Raw genomic sequence first — 18,174 nt, 5'->3', positions numbered from 1 at the left:
AAAGTTGTCTGGTGAGTGCATACTAGTCTGAGTAGCGAGGCGACCTAAGCCAAATTCCGCTATTTTTCTTGCCTAAAACTATGAGCGCGAAGCGGGCCTCCACCCATAATCTGAACCTCTCATCGCGAAGCCGCAACCGCATCATTGCGTTGCTTCGCGAGTTGGCGCCCGAAGAGGGCTACAACCTCACAGGGCTGCCGAGCGTCCGCATCCTGCGTTCAAACCGGCCGCTGTCACGCACGCCGGTGCTCTACGACCCCGGCATCGTGATCGTTTGTCAGGGGCGCAAGCGAGGGTATTTCGGCGACCATCTCTACCTCTACGATGAAGAGCACTATCTGGCCGTGTCCGTGCCGGTCCCGTTCAGCATGGAAACCGACGCAACGAAGGAGCGTCCGTTGCTTGCGCTCTACCTGCACCTCGATTTCACACTGGCCGCCGAACTGGCGGTACAGATCGATCGCGAAGACGTAACGGAGCGCGTGCAAGCGCCTCAGAGCATGATGTCGACGCCGATGGACGACGCGATGCAGCTCACAGTGTTGCGCTTGCTCGAAGCGATGCACCGGCCCCTCGAAGCTACAGTATTAGGCCCGTGTCTGCTGCGTGAACTGTATTTCCGGGTGCTCACCGGAGCACAAGGCAGCTCGATGCGCGAGGCTTTGGCGATGCGAGGCCAGTTCGGCCGGATCGGGAGATCGCTACGCATGATCCACGCCGGCTACGCGCAGCCGCTGGACGTGATGCAGTTGGCGCAGGAAGCGGGAATGAGCGTGCCGAGCTTCCATAGCCACTTCAAGGCGATCACACAGGTTTCGCCGATGCAGTACGTGAAGTCGACGCGTTTGCATCAGGCTCGCCTGTTGATGCTCCGCCAGGACCTGACCGCGGAGGCGGCGAGCCTCGCGGTGGGCTACACAAGTGCGTCCCAGTTCAGCAGGGAGTTCAAAAGACTCTTCGGCCTGACGCCTGCGGCGGAAACGAAACGGATGCGCGCAAGCTTTGCGATTCCGGCACCGTTTGCAGATGCGACATACGTTTCGTCACACTAAGTTTCTCGCGCTTCGAACTGACTCGCGCGCGATTCAATAGGTGTGTTCGGCAACCACACGGGCCACCGTCTCCAGCGACCGTTTGAGCGTGGCCAGATCGACGGAACCGATTGCCAGGCGAATGGCGTGAGGCACGTGGGCCGCCGTCGAGAACGGCTGCGCGGTCGTCACGGAAATCCGCTCGCGCATCAGCGCCATCGCGATCGCGTCGGCGCGGACCTCCTGTTCGAGCGGAATCCATATGAAGTACGACGCTGGGTGCCCTATTCTCTTGAGCGGCCCCAGAACCTCGGCGGCGAGACGCTGACGTATCGCGGCGTCGCTGCGCTTCTCGTCTTCGAGCCTTGCTGCCGTGCCGTCTTCCATCCAGCCGCAGGCGATGGCCGTCATGGTCGCAGGCGTGTTCCACGTTGTTGCCCGGATCGCCCGTTCGAGCCGCGGCACCCATTCGCGCGGTGCGTGAATGAAACCGATGCGCAGACCCGTCGCAACACTCTTCGACAAGCTCGATACATAGACCGTTGTCTCCGGCGCGAGCGATGCCAATGGCGGCGGTGCATCGTCTGCCAGGAACGCATAGGCGGCGTCCTCGATCAGAATCAGCCCATGTCGTCGTGCGATGGCGACAAGCTCGCGGCGCCGCGTCGCGCCCATCACCCAACCGAGCGGATTATGCAGGGTCGGCATCGTGTAGACGGCGCGCACCTTTCGTCGCTTGCACAGGGCCGCCAATGCGTCCAGGTCCGGGCCGCGCCCGGCGGCCGGGATCGGTGCGAGTTCCAGCCGGCTAGCCTCGGCGGCGAGCTTGAACCCCGGGTAGGTCAACGCGTCCACGGCCACCACGTCGCCCGGTTCGAATAGCGCCATCGCCGTCGTCGTCAGTCCATGCTGCGCGCCGCTCACGAACAGCGTGGTTTCGGCGGTGGCTTCCGGAACCCGGTGGGCCAGGAATCGCGCCGCGGTCGCCCTTTCGTGTTCGCGCCCGCCGTGAGGCTGGTATCGGAGCAGCGACTCCAGGTCACCGGCCGCCGCGAGATGGCGCAGTGCTGCCCTCAGCAGGTCGGTCTGATCGGGCGACGACGGATAGTTGAAGCTCAGGTCCACGGCGTCCGCGCTCCAAGCATGCAGATCGACCCCTTGTCCGCGCGGCAAAGGCTCCTTGACGAACGTGCCGCGGCCGGTTTCGCCGCTGACGAGCCCCATCGCCTGCAGCTCCGCGTAGACACGCGTGGCCGTGACCAGCGCCAGCCCCTCGCGCGCAGCCAGGTCACGGTGCGTGGGCAGACGCGTGCCGGGTCGCAGACGGCCTGCACGAATTTCGGCCGCGAGCCGATCGACCAGTTGCTTGTAGCGGGGTTCAGGCATGGCCCAATGTATCCATGACAATAATTTGATTGTATTGATTGTCGGCCCTACCATGGCTCGACACAACCACTTCAACCGTATGAGGGCGCCATGCACATCGCCATCCTCACTTTCGAAGGCTTCAACGAGCTCGACTCGCTGATCGCATTCAACCTCCTCAACCGGGTCCGGAAACCCGGCTGGCGCGTTTCGATTGCGAGCCCTGCGTCCACAGTGCGTTCAATGAACGGCCTCGCACTGGAGGCGCAAGTGTCGCTGAAGGATGCATGCGATGCCGACGCGGTGCTGTTCGGCAGTGGAATACGGACGCGCGACGTGGTTGCCGATCCCGCGCTGATGTCGCAGTTCAGGTTCGACCCGGCGCGCCAGTTGCTTGGCGCGCAGTGCTCCGGCACGCTGATACTCGCGAAGCTGGGCTTGCTGCGGGGGGTTCCCGCATGCACCGACCTGACCACCAGGCCTTGGGTCGAATAGGCCGGCGTACCCGTGCTCGATCAGCCGTTCGTGGCCAAAGGCAATGTCGCGACGGCTGGCGGGTGTCTGGCATCGCACTATCTCGCGGCCTGGGTGATCGCGCGCCTCGCTGGCATAGAGGCCGCACGCAGCGTGATTCACCACGTAGCGCCAGCAGGCGAAAAGGACACCTACGTGACACGCGCGATGGAAAACATTTCGCCATACCTCTAACCGGAAGCCGCTGAACATCTGCGCGCCCATTCAAAAGTGCCGGTCACAGCGCATGATATAATTCGCACGCGAACTAAATCGCGCAATTTTATCTGCCCGGAAATGAAGCATCGCCTCGTCTATCTATTGAATGTCGGACAGCGCCGGCTGCAACGGTGGTCGCAAACGCGCTCGGCCAGCGGTGGCGTCACAGCAGCTCAGGCGGGGCTGCTGTTTTTTTTGGGTGAGCGCAACGGCGCACTCATGAGCGAAGCCGCTGCCGCGCTCGATTTGGGCGCACCAGGCATGAGCGGTCTCGCTGAGCGGACAGAAAAGGCTGGGTTGATTGAACGCCGCGCTGACGAGACCGATGGCCGCGTGTCGCGCCTGTGGTTGACAGAGGCAGGACGTACCGCGCGCCAGAAGGCAAAGCGTCGTATGACGGACTTGAACGCCAGATTGACCGAAGGCTTTACGGAAGAGGAAATCGACGTCGTGGCGCGATGGCTGACCAGCCTGCAGTCCAAATTTCCGCTCGCCGAAGACGGCGACACGTAGTCTGAACCGCGGCCGGTCAGCAAGGCATTGGCTAGCCGCGAGTGGCTAGTGCTGGGCAACCCTGGAGAAGTCCGGCTTGCGTTTCTCGGCAAAGGCCGCAAAGGCTTCCCGTGCCTCGGCGCTCGTCAGCCGCTCCTGAAACTTCGCGCTCTCGCTGTCCATCTGCGCAACCAGCGTCTCGGCTTCGCGCATCAGCTTTTTCATGGCGCTCAGTGAACCGGCCGGCTTGGCGGCGATTCTTTCGGCCATCCTGCGCGCATCGTCGCGTAGTTGATCCTTTGTGCAGACCTTGTTGGCAAGGCCCCACGCGACAGCGGTTTGCGCGTCGAGCGGCTCGCCCATTGCAAACATCTCGAAGGCCCGGACGTGGCCGACGCGCAGCGGAAGCAGGTAGCTGGACGCCGCCTCGGGGACAAGCGCGAGATTGACGAACGGGGTGATCAGTTCCGCGTCTGACGCGAGCAGGACGTAGTCGCAGTGCAGTAGAAGCGTGGTGCCAATACCGACCGCCTTGCCCTGGACCGCCGCGATGATGGGCACGCTCGACTTCGCCAGGGCATGCAAAAAGCGATGCACATGTCGCTCACTGGGTCCCCTACCCGATGCAATGGCGGCGAACTCGCCCACATCGTTGCCCGCAGTAAACATGTCTCCGTCCCCTTGCACCAGCAATACGCGGACCTGGCTGTCGTGCTCCGCGTTCTCGATGATGTCTGCCAGCGTGCCATACATCCCGTTCGTCAATGCATTCTTCTTGTCCGGTCGGGCAAGCGTAATCGTCAGAATGCCGTCGGCTTGATCGACGTGAATCTCCGCGCTCATCGTGCTCTCCTGAAATTTAGTTTGCATGCGAAGTATATAGGTAGTTCGCATGCAAAGTAAACCTGAGTGCCGATGCGAAGAGAGTCGCGCCAGCGGATGGCCCATCGCGCCCCGAAAGCAGCGACTGGCAGCCTTGCGTTTGCCCGGTAAGCATAGGGAGAGAGATTGCGGCCGCAGCCTGGTAGCGCCGATACTCCTCCGCTCAAAATTCGACCAGGTATTCCATTCGCGACGCCTCGCCACTCCTCTCCCGCATGCGTACACCGTAATGTTGAGGGGACACGAAACAGACAAGCAATCGGAGGACTAAAAATGCTTATTCTTACTGCCGTTGTGGTGATCGCCGCCGTGGCGATCTGGAGCGTATACGGGCGTTTGCGCCGGCGCGAGGACTGACGCGCTGGTAGGTGTTTCGCCATCCTCGTTCCCGCCCTCCCCGTTCTGATAGGTGTGCGCTGCAACCGTAAGCGCTACAGTTTGCACTGAGGGTGCCCCGCGTCCTCTCTTAGTGTCTCCTCAAACCTCTTGCCCGCCTCGTGCGGGTATTTTTTTGCCTCGGCAATGCATTGCGCAGTTCACTCGCACGCAATACGCATTTGCTACGGATTCCTATCAATAGCACACGGCAAAATCGCCATCCTCCATCGACGCAATTCGCATAAAACCCATTATTTGGGATACCAGAGGATCAGTGTTTACACGAATGGGTTCGGGCACCGCTCTTTTCATAATATCAACGCACTAAATGCGGCGGTACGAGACTACTCCACAGGAGGCACCGTGACGGGCATCCGACTGAGCGGCGTAACGAAGCGGTATGGCGAAACCGAGGTGATCACCGGCCTCGACCTCGACATTCAATCCGGTGAGTTTCTTGTTTTCCTTGGCCCGTCGGGCTGCGGGAAATCCACCTTGCTGCGCATGATCGCCGGGCTCGAAACTGTGAGCGACGGCCAGATCAGCATTGGCGAGCGGCGCGTGAACGACCAGCCGCCTGGCAAGCGCGGCGTGGCGATGGTGTTTCAGCACTACGCGCTCTACCCGCACATGACCGTGTACGACAACATGGCGTTCGGCCTGCGCAATACGGGCGTGAGCGCGGGCGAAGTCGACCAGCGCATCAACGAAGCCGCGCGCATGCTCGAACTCAGCCCGCTGTTGCAGCGCCGCCCTGCCCAGCTTTCGGGCGGCCAGCGCCAGCGCGTCGCAATCGGCCGCGCCGTCGTCAAGGAACCCGAAGCATTTCTCTTCGACGAGCCGCTCTCCAACCTCGACGCCGCGTTGCGCACCCGCACCCGCCTCGAGCTTGCGCGCATTCATCAGCGCCTGCACTCCACCATGGTGTTCGTCACGCACGATCAGGTGGAAGCCATGACGCTCGCCACACGCATCGTCGTCATGAACCGCGGGCGTATCGAGCAAATCGGCGCGCCGCTCGACATCTACAAGCGGCCTGCCACGCGCTTCGTCGCGGGCTTCATCGGCACGCCGGCCATGAACTTTATCGATGTCGAGCGCGTTGGCGACAATGGCGGCCGGCTGATCGTTGCGCTGCCGTTCGACGGCGCGGAGACGCCCACCGCGATTGCCGCGGCGAGTCTGCCAGCGGGCAAACTCACGCTGGGCGTGCGCGCCGAGCACGTGCTGCTGGACCCGCAAGGGCCGCTGGTTGGCCGCGCCGAAGTGATCGAACGGCTAGGCGACCGTTCGCTTGCGCACGTGAGCATGCCCAACGGTCAATTGCTCGTGGCGGAGTTGCCGCGCGCACGTGAACTCGAAATCGAGACTGGCGACGCCATCCGCATGAGTCTCGACGTGTCGCACCTGCATGTATTCGATGAAACCGGTAAGGCCTGGCATGGCCTCTAACCGCTCGCTCGCCATGCCGTTACCGGAAACGCGCGAGGGACGGCGGCGCAACCTGCGCGCACCCTGGTCCAACGCGCTGTTCGTGCTGCCGTTCGTGATCGTCTACGTGCTGTTGCTGATCGTTCCGTTGTGCCTTGGCTGGTGGCTCAGCCTGCAACGCGTGGACCTGCTCGCCGGCACGAGCGAGTTCATCGGCATCCGCAACTATCTCGATCTCACCCTCGACCCGATTTTCCGCGGCGCCCTGCGCAACACGTTCTACTTCGTCATCCTGACGGTTCCTGTTTTCGTGCTGCTCGGCCTCGCGCTCGCGCTGGTGCTGAACCGGCCCGGGCGCTTCGGCGCCGCGCTGCGCGCGCTCTTTTTCGGCTCTTCCGTGTTATCGGTCACAATCGTCACGCTAGTCTGGAAGCTCGTGATGATGCCCGGCAACGGCCTGCTCGCCGACCTGAGCCACGCGCTCCATTTGCCGGAATTCGTTCCGCTGATGCACGAAGCCACCGCGCTGCCCGCTATCGCCGTCGTCACGGTCTGGTGGATCATGGGCCTGCCGATGATGCTGTTCCTGGCCGCGCTCCAGCAGATTCCGCAGGAGCTTTACGAAGCCGCGGCGCTCGATAGCGCCTCGCGCTGGCGCACGTTCACGAAGATCACGCTGCCTTCCATCTGGCGCACCGTTGCGCTCGTCGCCGTGATCGAAGCCGTGCTGCAGTTCCAGTTGTTCGGCCAGGCCCAGTTGCTCACGGACGGCGGCCCGAACAATTCCACGCGCCCGCTCGTGCAATTCATCTACGAAACCGGCTTCCGTCAATGGTCGTTCGGCTATTCCGCAGCCGCGGCGCAAGTCCTGTTCGCGCTGATGCTGATCGGCGTGGTTGCGCAAGCTTGGCTTCTGCGCAAGAAGGAGAAGGCATGAGCACGCTCGCTTTCGAAACACGCTCGCGCGGTTCGCTGACGGGCCGCATGGGCGACCGTCTGATGCTGGCCGCCGTGGTCGTGCTCGCGCTGCTTTGGATCACTCCGCTCGTCTGGGTGCTGTGCCTCTCGTTCAAGCCCAATGCGTTTCTTGAACAGCACACCGACGTGCTCTTTTCGCCGCCCTTCACGCTGCAGAACTACACGAACATCGTCAACACTTCGGCGGTGGGCGGGTGGCTCGCCAACAGCCTGATCGTTTCAATTGGGCAGACGCTGCTCACCCTCGTGATCGCCTCGCTCGCGGGCTATGGCTTTGCTCGCACCGAGTTTCCGGGCAAGCGCTATATCTATGTGCTTTGCCTCTGCGGACTCGCGGTGCCCGAGCAGGCGCTCGTGATTCCGCTGCACCATATCTTCGCCACGCTCGACTGGCACAACACCTATGGCGCGCTGATCCTGCCGCGCCTCGCTTCGCCATTCGGCGTGTATCTCATGACGCAGTACTTCAAGGCCGTCCCCATCGAGATCGAAGAGGCGGCCTTGCTCGACAATGCCTCGCGCTTCAAGGTGTTCTGGCGCGTCGTGCTGCCGCTCTCGCTGCCGGCGCAGGCTACGCTCGCCATCTTCACGTTTCTCAGCGCGTGGAACGACTATCTCTGGCCGCTCGTCTCCGCGTCGAAGCCCGAGATGTACACGCTGACGATCGGGCTCGCCTCCACGCAAGGCAATTTCGCTCAGTCCGAAGGCATCGGCTACCTCATGGCGCAGGCCGTCTTCGCCGGCTTGCCCATCTTCGTGCTGTATCTGTTCTTCCAGAAGTACATTGTGGCGGCCGTAGCCGGCACCGCAGTTCGGTAAGCGTTCACCCCGAATCATCAATCGACCAGTCGCGTTTAATTCGCAGTACAAACAAAATGATCCACTGGTAGCGCGTGAACAGCGCGCCAGCGGGGTCTTGTACAGGAGAGAGACATGAGAAGATCATTGGTGCGCGGCGTACTCACGTTTGCTGCGCTCGGCCTCGCGGCGACCTTGACCGCGCCGGCACACGCCAAAACGGAAATCACGCTGTCACGCTTTTTCGGTGCCTGCGACGCCGAATACGGCAAGGTCAATGACGTGAGCCAGGCCTCGGGCGAGTGCGGCATCATCACGACGCTCGTGAACCAGTTCAACGCGACGAACAAGGAAGACATCGTCGTCAAGCCGCAGATCATCGAGTGGGCGCCCTACTATACGCAGCTCGACGCCCGCATTCTGAGCCGCGACGTGCCGACCATCTCGGTCATGCACGAGGCCGTGCTCGGCGACTACGTGAAGCGCAATCTGGTCGAACCGCTCGACGACGGCTTCAAGTCGGTCGGCGTGGACACCAACGATTTCACGCCCCAGGCCCACCGCGCCGTGACGTTCGGCGGTAAGACCTATGCGCTGCCGTTCGACACGCATTCGTGGCTCTGGCACATCAACGTCAACCTGTTCAAGAAGGCGGGACTCGTCGACGCGAGCGGCAAGCCCATCCTGCCGAAAACGCCCGACGAACTGCTTGCGCAGGCGAAGCAGTTCAAGGACAAGACGGGTCTGCCCTACTTCGCCGTGCCGATTGCCAATGAATCGGCCGCGCAAACGCGCACGTTCGACACGTGGGTCTATCAGCAAAACGGCACGCTGTTCCCCGCCGGCCCGACGAAGATCGACATGCACACGCCGGCCGCCACCAACGCACTCACACTCTACGACAAGCTCATGAAGGCGGGCGACGTTACGCCGGGGCTCGACTATGGCGCTGCCAACCAGGCGTTCGAGAACGGCAAGGCCGGCGTGCTCATGGTCGGCACGTGGATGATCGAGGACTTCACGAATCTCGCGAAGAAGCCTGATTCCCCGCTCGCGAATGGTTACGACGTGGTGCCGTTCCCGAATCTGTATCAGAAGAAGGCGGTCTGGGCCGACGGCCATTCGTGGGTCATGCTCAAGGGCGGCGCGAAGGATGAAAAGACGCGCCACGCCGCGCTCGTGTTCCTCAAGTTCCTTTACGACCACGATGGCGACTGGGCGCGCACCGGCCATCTGCCCGCGCGCCAGTCGATCATCACGAGCGCCACGTTCAACGCGCTGCCGCATCGCGCGGAGATCAAGGAAATCTCGACTACCGGTTACGCGCTGCCGAACACGGTGCCCCGCCAGTTCGCAATCCAGCAGATCGTGGGCGAAGAGATCAGCAACATGCTCTCGACCGGCAAGTCGGTCGCCGACGTGCAGAAGGAAGCCGAACAACGCACCAACGCCCTGCTCGCGCGATAACGCCACCGCAGGTCCGCGCCCGCCCGGCGCGGCCGCCTCACTTCACACCGCTACAGGATGGATAGAGGAACACCATGATCGCTTCCCGCCTCATCGTCGATCGCGACTTTGTCATTTCGGAGCTAGACCGGCGCCTGTTCGGCGTCTTCGTCGAGCACATGGGCCGCTGCGTCTATACCGGCATCTTCGAGCCCGGCCATCCGGACGCCGACGAGCGCGGCTACCGCAAGGACGTGATGGCGCTCACGCGCGAGCTCGGCCCGACGATCGTGCGCTACCCAGGCGGCAATTTCCTCTCGGGCTACAACTGGGAAGATGGCGTGGGCCCGCGCGAAAAGCGCCCGCGCCGTCTCGATCTTGCGTGGTACTCCACCGAAACCAACCAGTTCGGCACGAACGAATTCATCGAATGGTGCCGCTCGCTCGACATCGAACCCATGTACGGCGTGAACCTCGGCACGCGCGGCCCCGACGAGGCGCGCCGCTTCGTCGAATATTGCAATCATCCGGGCGGCACGGCGCTTTCCGACCTGCGCCGCGAGCACGGCCATGAAAAGCCCCACGACATCAAGTTCTGGTGTCTCGGCAATGAAATGGATGGCCCTTGGCAGATCTGCCGCAAGACCGCAGAGGAATATGGGCGCGCCGCGCTCGAAACGGCCAAGCTCATGCGCTCCGTCGACCCCACCATTCAGCTTGCCGCGTGCGGCTCCTCCACGCACGAAATGCCCACCTATGGCGCGTGGGAGGACCGCGTGCTCGACCACTGCTTCGAGCAGGTCGATTTCATTTCGCTACATACTTACTTCGAAAACCGGCGCGACTCGACCGCGGAATTCTTCGGCAACATCGAAGTGATGGATCTGTTCATCAAGGAAATCGTCTCGGTGGCCGACAGCGTGGCCGCGCGCAAGCATTCATCGAAACGCATCATGCTTTCGTTTGACGAATGGAATGTCTGGTACAAGGCGCGCACCATCAACGATCTGCGCAAGCCGGGCTGGCCCGAGGCGCCGCGGCTCATCGAAGAGGTCTACAACCACGAAGACGCGCTCGTGGTGGGCGGCGCGCTCATCACCATGATGAACAATTCGGACCGCGTGAAGACCGCCTGTCTCGCGCAACTCGTCAACGTGATCGGGCCGATCATGACGGAGCCTGGCGGCCGCGCGTGGCGCCAGACCATCTTCCATCCATTCGCGCAGGCCTCGAAATTCGGCCATGGCCGCGTGCTCAAGCCGGTGATCGACTCGCCCACCTATGAAGCGGAAACCTTTCCGGAGATCCCTTATCTTTGCGCAGCGGTGGTGGACGATCGCGCCACAGGCACGACGACCATCTTCGCGCTCAATCGGCACCTGAGCGACGAAATGGAACTCGATATCGAGCTGCGCGGGCTCGGCAAGGAACGTACGCTCGATCACGCGCTCGAGTTGTATCATGCCAACATGAAAGCGGTGAACACGGTGGAAGCGCCAACGACGGTGGCGCCAGCGGCAAACAACGCCGTGTCGGTCGAGGGGGAACGCGTGCGCGCGAAGCTCAAACCGGGCTCGTGGAACGTGATTGTGACGACCGCCCGATAACACAGCACGGACACGCTGTGCACGACGTCCATGAAGGGGAAGTGATGTTCGAGCGCGAACCGATCGTTGGCAATATAACAACGCAGATCGCCAAGATTATCGGCATGCGCGTGGTCTCGGGCGAGTTCGCGCCCGGCGACGCGCTGCCGGTCGAAAGCGAACTGTGCAGCGCTTACGGCGTGAGCCGGACCACGCTGCGCGAAGCAATCAAACAGTTGGCGGGCAAACGGCTCATTGCCGTTTCGCCCAAGGTCGGCACACGTGTCCTGCCCTTCTCCGACTGGAACCTGCTCGACCGCGATGTGCTCGCGTGGCGCCTCAATGCGCAGTTCGACTCGAAGATCGTCGAAGACATCTTCGAAATGCGCATCTGCTTCGAGCCGCGAGCGAGCTTTCTCGCCGCGCGCCACGGCAAGGAAGAAACCTTCCAGATCATCGAGCGCCGCTACCTAGAACTGGCGAGCGCTTACGGCCAGTCGGCCCAGACCGGCGCCTCGGACATACGCGCCGCCGCCGACGCGAATCTCGAGTTTCATCTCGCCATCATCACGGCCTCGCAGAACGGCATGTTCATCACGATCGGCAATGCCATCAAGGCCGCGTTGCGCGTGTCGTCGGAAATGATGCAGCGCCAGGCCGCGAAACCTAGCGAAGATCTCGAACTGCACGATGCCGTGCGCCGGCATATCGTGGCGCGCGAAGCCGACGCCGCAGCCGCTGCCATGACGCGCCTGCTCGAACAGTCGCGCGACCGTATTCTGCGTTATACGATCGCGCCTTGAAGAGAACGTAGGCACGCGCTGACGCGCTGTGCCGATTGCGCCATACGCTACTGCGCACGGCTCGCGCGCTGCCGCTACCCGTGCGCACCCTGGTCGGTTTCCCCTTCCGGCCACTATGCAGAAATCGTCACGAGTCGTACCGTAATCGACCAAGACGCTTCTATTTTCGCTACCTAGACTCCAATCGCCGATCCCGCCACGTTACGCTGCAACGCGAAACTCTCAGGCGTGTTCCGCAACAACTCAAGACCGCACTCGCCGGCGCTGAAGCACGGAGCGTCCGGCATTGCCCACCATGCACCTGAGGGGAAGTGAAAAGTGAAATTGAAGGTTACGCACTCCGCACTTGTAGTCGCCTGGGCATTCTCATGTGCCGCCGCGCACGCCGATGTCGTCAAGATTGGATTTGCAGCGCCGCTCACGGGCGCACAGTCGAACTATGGCACTGACATGCAGAAGGGCGTGCAGCTGGCCATCAACGATTTCAACGCCACGCATCCCACCATCGGCGGCAAGCCTGTCTCGTTCGAACTCGACTCACAGGACGACCAGGCCGACCCGCACACGGGAACCGTGGTGGCACAACGCCTGATCGATGACGGCGTAAGCGGCATCATCGGCCACTTCAATTCGGGCACCAGCATTCCCGCTTCGGATCTGTACAACCGCGCCGGCCTGCCGCAAATTTCGATGGCGACCTCGCCGGTGTATACGGCGCGCGGCTACAAGACGACATTCCGCTTGTTGACGAGCGACGCGCAGGCCGGCCGCATCGTCGGCTCCTATGTCGTGAAGACGCTGCACTACAAGCGCATTGCGATCATCGACGACCGCACGGCATACGGTCAGGGCATTGCCGACGAGTTCGCGAAAGCCGTCGAGGCCGCCGGTGGCACGGTGATCAAGCGCGACTATACGAACGACAAGGCGCTGGACTTCTCTGCAATCCTGACCAACCTGAAGGGCCTCAATCCCGATGCCGTGTTCTACGGCGGCGGCGACGCGCAATCGTCGCCGATGATCCGCAAGATGCGCCAGCTTGGCATCAAGGCGGCGTTCGTAACCGGCGAAATGTCGCGCTCGCCCACCTTCCTGAAGATCGGCGGCAGCGCGGCCGAAGGCGCGATCGTGTACATGGGCGGCCTGCCGAAGGAAAAGATGCCAGGCTTTGCCAGCTACGCTACGCGCTACAAGGCGCGCTTTGGCGAAGACCCCATCACGTACTCGCCGTACTCGTACGACGGCACGATGGCGCTTCTCACCGCGATGAAGGATGCGAACTCGACCGATCCAAAGGTCTATGGCCCGTACCTCGACAAGCTGTCGATCAAGGGCGTGTCGGCCGCGATGATTTCGTATGATTCGAGCGGCGACCTCAAGGATGCGCCCGTGACCATCTACAAGGTCCAGCACGGCGATTTCAAGCCGGTCGACACGATCGCGGGCAATTGATGTCGTTCGCGGGTCCCGAACGGACCCGCTAAATACGCACCGATCGGCCTCGGCCATCGGTGCGCATTGGTGCACATTGGTGCGTCTCCCAACTGGCCCCAGGCGCTCGCCCTCGGGTGCCAGATCGCCCGTGTCCCGTGCTCCCGCAATCGGGCATGACCGTTGCGCCCCGGCCCCGTACGTGGCGACACCGCCGCACGTCGAAAGCGAAGGGAGACAGTCATGAGGCAAACCGTATTGGGCGTCTACGACAGCTATGGGAGCGCACGTTCCGCGCAAAAGGCGCTAGGCGAAGCAGGCGTCGCGCAAGCCGATATCGCCATCTACTCGATGTCGGTCGAGGCCCCTATGGATAAAGGGCCGCGTGTTTACGCATCCGGCGCGAGCGATGCAGGGCAACCCACGCCAGTATTCGATCAACTCGAACGCCTGTTCGCTCGGCTCTTCACGCACGGCGCGTATCCGCCGGAGACCGAAGACTACCGGGAGTTCATCCGTCGTGGCGGAACCGTCGTCAGTGCGGACGTTTCCGAAATGCAAGTGAACCTGGCGCGCGAGGTGATGCGCAGCGCGGGCGCGGCGGACATCGAGGAACGCAGCAGTGCCTGGCGCAATGCTTCGTCGGGCATGGCGCGCTCCCGGAGCACGGCCGGAGTATCCGGCAATTTGCGCGAGCCATCGCCCGAGGCGGCAGCCGAAACGCGGCATGCTGCATTTTCTTCTGCAGTGCCAACCGTAGTTAGCGGCATGCAGCAGGTCACAACGCGTGCAGCAACGGAGCCCGAGCGAACCTCGAGCGCGGCCAAGGCGCAGCCGACATCGGCGAGAGGCCTGGTGGGTGATCCAGTCATGGGCACCCCGCTCGACGACGCATCCTACGAGACGGAAGTCCGCAAAGACTACGACACAAATTATGCGGGCTCCGGTATGTCCTACGAAGAATATTGCGCAGCTTACGAGCACGGCGCAACGCTGGGGCAAGACGAACGGTATCGCGGACACGACTGGCAAGGGGTTGAACCGAGTGCTCGCGAGGATTGGGAGTCGCGCTACCCCGAAAACGGCTGGGAAAGATTCAAGACCGCCGTGCGCCACGGTTGGGAGCGCATGAGGCGGGTTTGAGGCAGCCGGCTCTCTCCTGCTTCGATTTATTCCCAGGCTGCCGGCCCCGGCAGTCTGGAAACACTCGCCCAATTCCCCTTCCTCTCCCTCCCCTCCCGATCTAGCGCGCGCAAATTGCGCTTGCGGAATTCCTTTCCTTTTATCCCAATTCATTACCGCATCTGCGGCCGCGCCCGCATTCCCGCCATTCAGTCTTGCACATTCGTATACCCCTGCAAGGACTCGTAAGCGATTGGCCAAAGGCCACGCTGATTCTTGCTTCATGCAGACGCTCTGGAAGCGAAGATTTGCCTCGCCGCACGCCGATTGCCCCCCGATCGGCGTAAGGCGGGGCGCGCTTCCCCCTTCTCGGCGCGCCCCTTTTTTGTCCCATTGCGCCAAGGAGGCCCATCATGACCAGCCCTATCGGTTCGAGCAGTATCGCGCACACGTCCTCGTTGACGACGCTGGGCGAAAACCGCAACACCAAGAACTCCAGCACGGAAGGCACCGCAGGCAACCCCTTTCCGCAGCAGGAAACCGTGCATCCGGCCACGCCGATCGGCCCGCTCGGCCACAACATCAATACTTCCGCATGACCACTTCGCTGTCACGGGAGACGTCGACGCTGCGCTCGTCCATGTGCCTGACACCCCGGTTGTCAACGCATCTGACGCGCGCCGCGTCGGCCATTGCCCTCGCCTGCCTCGCCCTGCCGCTCGACGGCTGTGCCGTGGTGGCCTTTCCATGCCGGGTCGCATCGGCCACGCTGAAGATCGTGCCGCTGGTCGGTCACCCCGCAGCTGTGCCGTTCGACGCTTGCGCGGCGGCGGTCGACTGATCGAGGTCCAGCCGATGAAACGGGCGTCATTGATCGCTTTCGTTTTGAGCGCGGCATATCTGGCCGCGCCGCTCTCGCCCGCGCACGCGGACACGCACTACGAAGGACACGTGCAAGCGTACGTCGCGCCGAAGGCCCCCGCGCCAGCGAACCCGCCGGGCGCGGCGAGCGCTGTCAATACCGCAAGCGTGGCGCATGCGGCAAGTGAAGCAAAACTGGCCGCAGCGCCAGCGAAGAAACGCCGGGCGGCACCCACCGCACCGGCCCCTCGTCCGCGTGTTCCGACGCCGGATGACTCGCCCTTTGCGTTTCGCGGCATACCGCTCGGCACGCCGCTGAGCGCGCTGCGGCAAACGGACATGGTGCGCGCTACGCCGCACGAGAGCGAGTTGCTCTGTGAGACCGACATTGCGGGCAGCGACATCGGCATGATGGTGAAGAGTTACACGAGCCTCACTGTCGCTTGCCGGTGGGCGCACCACACGGCGCAAGGCTGGGCGCCCTCGCGCGCCGTCGTGGACGGCGTGCCCGCGGTGGACCATATCCTGCGCTTTGCGCACACCTCGGCTGGCGACCCGCTGCGTCTTTATGAAATGTCGTTCGTCGTGGACTCGACAACAGCCCTCGACCTGCGCAACCTGCTCGCCTCGCGCTACGGCGCGCCGCACGTGCTTGGCGCACCTTCGCTGCCGCTGCTCGTGTGGGAGAACGCATCGAGCACGATCACCATCTGCCTGCTGCCCGACAGCCAACGCGCGACGCTCACGTACTTGCTCAAGCCCGCCATGCTGCGCGCCAAAGCCAGCGATAAGACGCTCAAGCTCAGCCAGTTCGATGAAGGCTGAAGCGGTGTCCGCCAACCGGTCGCCCTGACGAACACAACGAATTCGCTGAATTCGCTCAATCCGATGAATCACTCTTGCACACGCCCCACCTCCATGCCACTCGTTAAATCGGAATCCTCAATTTCCAGTGCTTGCCGCAGGACCCGCTCGAGAGGCCTGCCGTACGTGTTGCTGTGCGCATCGCTCGCCACGGCGCTCGCTGGCTGCGCGACGCCGGAGTCGATCGTCAACACGCCCATGACGCCGCCGCTCGCGGAGCCGCTGCTGAACGTCAACACCAGCGGCGCGATCTACCAGTCGGGCACCGCCATCTCGCTCTACGAAACACCGCGTGCGCAGCGAATCGGCGACGTGCTCACGATCCGGCTTTCCGAAACCTATAGCGGCAACGATGTCGCGAGTGCCGCCGCGAAGCGCGACAGCAACATCACGGCCACGGCAGCTGACCAGTCGACCGGCGCAGCGGCGCGGCTTGCGCGCCTGTTCAATATCGGCTCGGCTTCGACCTCGTTCAACGGCAGTGGCAGTCACACGCTTTCGAGCGACATGACCGGCACGCTGGCCGTCACGGTCATCAGCAAGACGCCTACGGGCAATCTGGTGGTGTCGGGGGAGAAGATCATCGCGATGAGGAAGTGTCTGAATTTTTGTGTGCAAGGCAGATAAAAACCTGCCGTCTGGCAGGTCATCAATTGCATTCTACAAATGATTCCTGGTGAAGCGATCCTCGTAGAGGATCGCGAACTGGTTCATCGCGGCTTTCCAGTCATGTGCGGCACGGCTCCAGTCAGCCGTGATATTGCGCAAGGCCAGCCACAGCAGTTTGGTCGCGGCCTCGTCCGTGGGGAAGTGCCCACGCGTCTTGACGATCTTGCGTAGCTGGGCGTTCACGCTTTCAATGGCGTTGGTCGTGTAGATCACTTTGCGCACCGCTGGCGGAAACGCGAAGAAGGGGATCACGCGATCCCAGGCCCGACGCCAGGCGGCCACCACGGTCGGGAATTTCTTGCCCCAGTCACCCTGTTCGAATGCGTCCAGTTCGGCGAGAGCTGCCTCAGCGCCCGCAGCCGTGTAGATCGGCTTGATGGCCGACGCAAGTCCCCGCCGGTCCTTCCAGCTCGCGTAGTCCAGCGAATTACGGATCAGATGGACGATGCAGGTTTGCAGCGTCGTGGCTGGGAACACCGCACCCAGCGCCTCGGGCATACCCTTCAGGCCGTCGGTGACGGCGATCAGGATATCCTGCACGCCTCGCGTCTTCAGGTCGCTGAACACCTTCATCCAGAACTTCGCGCCCTCCGTGTTCTCGATCCACAACCCCAGGATGTCCCGTGTGCCGTCCGGCAGGATGCCCAGCGCCAGATAGATCGCCTTGTTGCGCACCAGCCCTTCCTCGCGGATCTTCACGCGCAGCGCGTCGAAGAACACCACCGGGTACATCGGCTCTAGCGGACGTGCCTGCCAGGCGCTCACCTCGTCCATCACGGCGTCGGTCACTGAGCTGATGAACTCCGGCGACACCTCGGTGCCGTACTGCTCGGCTAGAAACCCCTGGATCTCGCGCACCGTCATGCCGCGCGCGTACATCGCGATGATCTTGTCGTCGAAACCCGTAAAGCGCCGCTCGTGCTTCGGAATCAGGATCGGGGCAAAGCTGCCGTCACGGTCACGCGGGATCTCCAGGCGCAGCGGACCGTCGTCGGTCAGCACTGTCTTGCCGCTCTTGCCGTTGCGCTGGTTGGTCGCGTTCTCGGGCCGCACGGCGCCGGCCGGATAGCCCAGATGGTGTCCAAGTTCGGCGCCCAGCGCCCGCTCGATCAGCGCCTTCTTGAACGCCGCTGAGGCGGCATGCACCGCTTCGGCCGTCATCGGCCCCTTCACGAACTGGTCGATCAGTTCCTTCGGAATGGACGGCAACGCCGTCAGGGCCTCGGGGGACGTCTTGGGTTTGCGTGGCATACATGCTCCTTGAGCTACATGTTATGCCTTACACACAAAATTTATGACAGGCCC

Annotated in this window: 16 protein-coding genes and 2 pseudogenes; 15 read left to right on the top strand and 3 right to left on the bottom strand. The window is 62.7% G+C overall.

The genetic code is table 11. From position 1 onward, the window contains the following. The first annotated feature begins 80 nt into the window (after window positions 1–80). The gene (locus E1N52_RS36005; RefSeq protein WP_133188800.1) at window positions 81–1,052 is read left to right on the top strand and encodes an AraC family transcriptional regulator; all 972 of its coding nucleotides are present in this window, start codon (window positions 81–83) and stop codon (window positions 1,050–1,052) included. A 33-nt stretch (window positions 1,053–1,085) separates the two neighbouring features. On the opposite strand, the gene E1N52_RS36000 is transcribed toward E1N52_RS36005, so the two are convergent. Further along, window positions 1,086–2,417: an aminotransferase-like domain-containing protein gene (locus tag E1N52_RS36000; protein WP_133188798.1), complete on the bottom strand. Its 1,332-nt coding sequence runs from the start codon at window positions 2,415–2,417 to the stop codon at window positions 1,086–1,088. A 90-nt stretch (window positions 2,418–2,507) separates the two neighbouring features. On the opposite strand from E1N52_RS36000, the pseudogene E1N52_RS35995 reads away from it, so the two are divergent. Then, window positions 2,508–3,104, top strand: a pseudogene (locus tag E1N52_RS35995) (DJ-1/PfpI family protein). 102 nt (window positions 3,105–3,206) lie between these two features. After that, window positions 3,207–3,641: a MarR family winged helix-turn-helix transcriptional regulator gene (locus E1N52_RS35990; RefSeq protein WP_133188796.1), complete on the top strand. Its 435-nt coding sequence runs from the start codon at window positions 3,207–3,209 to the stop codon at window positions 3,639–3,641. A gap of 45 nt (window positions 3,642–3,686) precedes the next feature. On the opposite strand, the gene E1N52_RS35985 is transcribed toward E1N52_RS35990, so the two are convergent. After that, entirely contained in the window at window positions 3,687–4,463 is a 777-nt protein-coding gene (locus E1N52_RS35985; RefSeq protein ID WP_133188794.1) for an enoyl-CoA hydratase-related protein, read from the bottom strand. A 780-nt stretch (window positions 4,464–5,243) separates the two neighbouring features. Between E1N52_RS35985 and E1N52_RS35980 the strand changes: the two genes are divergently transcribed. From E1N52_RS35980 to E1N52_RS35925, 12 genes and pseudogenes are all read left to right on the top strand, one after another. Then, window positions 5,244–6,332: an ABC transporter ATP-binding protein gene (locus E1N52_RS35980; protein ID WP_205965722.1), complete on the top strand. Its 1,089-nt coding sequence runs from the start codon at window positions 5,244–5,246 to the stop codon at window positions 6,330–6,332. Next, window positions 6,322–7,248, top strand: coding sequence for a carbohydrate ABC transporter permease (locus E1N52_RS35975; RefSeq protein WP_133188790.1), 927 nt, complete (start codon window positions 6,322–6,324; stop codon window positions 7,246–7,248). Before E1N52_RS35980 ends, E1N52_RS35975 begins: the two co-directional genes overlap by 11 nt. Then, a complete protein-coding gene (locus E1N52_RS35970) occupies window positions 7,245–8,108 on the top strand; it encodes a carbohydrate ABC transporter permease (protein ID WP_133188788.1) in 864 nt (287 codons plus the stop codon). The genes E1N52_RS35975 and E1N52_RS35970 overlap by 4 nt, the downstream gene beginning before the upstream one ends. Before the next feature lie 114 nt (window positions 8,109–8,222). Beyond that, window positions 8,223–9,554: an extracellular solute-binding protein gene (locus E1N52_RS35965; protein WP_133188786.1), complete on the top strand. Its 1,332-nt coding sequence runs from the start codon at window positions 8,223–8,225 to the stop codon at window positions 9,552–9,554. Window positions 9,555–9,628: 74 nt separating this feature from the next. After that, window positions 9,629–11,140 (top strand): arabinosylfuranosidase ArfA, encoded by a 1,512-nt coding sequence (gene arfA, locus E1N52_RS35960; protein ID WP_133188784.1) that lies wholly within the window; start codon window positions 9,629–9,631, stop codon window positions 11,138–11,140. A 17-nt stretch (window positions 11,141–11,157) separates the two neighbouring features. Then, window positions 11,158–11,922, top strand: coding sequence for a FadR/GntR family transcriptional regulator (locus E1N52_RS35955; RefSeq protein WP_246089364.1), 765 nt, complete (start codon window positions 11,158–11,160; stop codon window positions 11,920–11,922). Window positions 11,923–12,240: 318 nt separating this feature from the next. After that, entirely contained in the window at window positions 12,241–13,374 is a 1,134-nt protein-coding gene (locus E1N52_RS35950) for a branched-chain amino acid ABC transporter substrate-binding protein (protein WP_133188782.1), read from the top strand. A gap of 237 nt (window positions 13,375–13,611) precedes the next feature. Continuing rightward, window positions 13,612–14,496, top strand: a complete 885-nt coding sequence (locus tag E1N52_RS35945; protein ID WP_246089363.1) for a hypothetical protein — start codon at window positions 13,612–13,614, stop codon at window positions 14,494–14,496. Between the two features lie 392 nt (window positions 14,497–14,888). Further along, window positions 14,889–15,074 (top strand): hypothetical protein, encoded by a 186-nt coding sequence (locus E1N52_RS35940; RefSeq protein WP_133188780.1) that lies wholly within the window; start codon window positions 14,889–14,891, stop codon window positions 15,072–15,074. Beyond that, window positions 15,071–15,316, top strand: a complete 246-nt coding sequence (locus tag E1N52_RS35935) for a DUF6726 family protein (protein WP_133188778.1) — start codon at window positions 15,071–15,073, stop codon at window positions 15,314–15,316. The genes E1N52_RS35940 and E1N52_RS35935 overlap by 4 nt, the downstream gene beginning before the upstream one ends. 14 nt (window positions 15,317–15,330) lie before the next feature. Beyond that, the gene (locus E1N52_RS35930) at window positions 15,331–16,161 is read left to right on the top strand and encodes a hypothetical protein (protein WP_133188776.1); all 831 of its coding nucleotides are present in this window, start codon (window positions 15,331–15,333) and stop codon (window positions 16,159–16,161) included. Window positions 16,162–16,317: 156 nt separating this feature from the next. Further along, a pseudogene (locus tag E1N52_RS35925) lies at window positions 16,318–16,791 on the top strand (flagellar basal body L-ring protein FlgH); the annotation flags it as partial. Between the two features lie 69 nt (window positions 16,792–16,860). Here the strand turns inward: E1N52_RS35925 and E1N52_RS35920 are convergent. Further along, window positions 16,861–18,120, bottom strand: coding sequence for an IS256 family transposase (locus tag E1N52_RS35920; RefSeq protein ID WP_133188772.1), 1,260 nt, complete (start codon window positions 18,118–18,120; stop codon window positions 16,861–16,863). Window positions 18,121–18,174: the final 54 nt, after the last annotated feature.

Source organism: Paraburkholderia guartelaensis (assembly GCF_004353905.1).
GTDB classification, from domain to species: Bacteria; Pseudomonadota; Gammaproteobacteria; order Burkholderiales; family Burkholderiaceae; genus Paraburkholderia; species Paraburkholderia guartelaensis.
Note: the sequence above shows the minus strand (reverse complement) of the source record. Positions and strands in the feature narration are given on the sequence as shown.